Origin of the sequence: Ligilactobacillus acidipiscis DSM 15836, assembly GCF_001435755.1 — a bacterium.
Taxonomy (GTDB): Bacteria; Bacillota; Bacilli; order Lactobacillales; family Lactobacillaceae; genus Ligilactobacillus; species Ligilactobacillus acidipiscis.
In genome coordinates this window covers 1-1237 of record NZ_AZFI01000286.1, presented here as the reverse complement: position 1 = coordinate 1237, position 1237 = coordinate 1, and the positions used below count along the sequence as shown (strand labels likewise).

General features: G+C 44.9%; 1 pseudogene. It reads right to left on the bottom strand.

Annotated elements, in window-relative coordinates:
• Positions 1-50: 50 nt before the first annotated feature.
• A pseudogene (locus FC65_RS12640) lies at positions 51-1175 on the bottom strand (IS4 family transposase).
• Positions 1176-1237 lie beyond the last annotated feature (62 nt).

Genomic DNA, 1237 nt, shown 5'->3' with positions numbered 1-1237 from the left:
ATTTTTAGTGCCTTTGCCTGTCAGCTCAAGCTATAAATGTCTTTAATTAGTCAACTGACCAGTTCGTTGCTGTGAAAGATTTCTTGCAGATCATTGGGTAAAGAATTGATAAATCGACTGCATAATCCCGTGATAAAAAAATCAGCGGTTTTTTCACAATGTTCTGCTAAAGCAAAAAGCAACTGTTTTACAGCTTGTAAAAGTGGGATGTCCGCGAGAAACTGATTGGCCGCATAGAAAATGCCGCCTAAGGTTTTCGGATCGTTCTCCTGTCGCTGGATCATAGCCAACAGATCGTAAGCTAAAAATGTCAGCGCCACATGGCCGCACAAGCCATCATAACTTTGCGTTTGGGTCTGGTCATACTGCAGGTATTGTTTTAAAGTCTTGAAACCACACTCGATCTGCCATCTCCGGGCATATAATTGAATGACCGCTTCCGGTGTCAGACTAAGTTTAGAAGTTGCCAAAGCAATGTAGTGTCACTTGTCCGTGCGATTTTGGATAAAGACTATTTTTAAGCGCAGGTGGTCCTCGTTATCGGTCTCAACGACCGTACTGTAGAGATAGTTATCATGGATCCGATATTTTGAACCTTTAAAGCGTTGAAACAGCATTGGAACACTGTAACGGCGCCCGCGATATTTAAAATAAGTTTTTGAAGTGTTTTTTAACCGACCAACAGCAGCGAGACCTAATTCTTGAAATTGCTTGAAAGCTTTGGGATAGGCGTACCAACTGTCAAAGAGGACATAGCTGGCCTTGACCCCGGTTTTTAGAACTTGAGCTACTAATTCAACGGCGACTTCATTCATGTGCCGTTTAGCCTGAGCATAACGTTGGGCCGCTAAGGTCCGCTGATCAGTTGTTTGTGGTTCACGGCCGATCCGATTCTTAGCTTTGTCTGATGACATCAAAGCAAAATTCAGGGGCAGGAAAGTATTGCCGTCACTCCAACCGATCGTCAAGCCGCGAAAACCCTTGACATAGCGCGGCTGTCCTTGCGGTGCAGCATGATCATAAACATTCGCCAATAGTTCAGTCTTTTTTGAATGAGCTCGTTTGAATAAAGTGTCATCAATGATCAAGGCCGCTTTTCGGCGTAAGTCGATAAAAGGACTGAGTTCCGCGATCTGGTTCCGTCCGGCCAAGCTGACCAGCCGCTGCCAGTTGATATGGCGGTCATTTAAAAAGTTGCGGACCGTTTTCTTCGAAAAAGCAGTCGGAGTTGCGGATC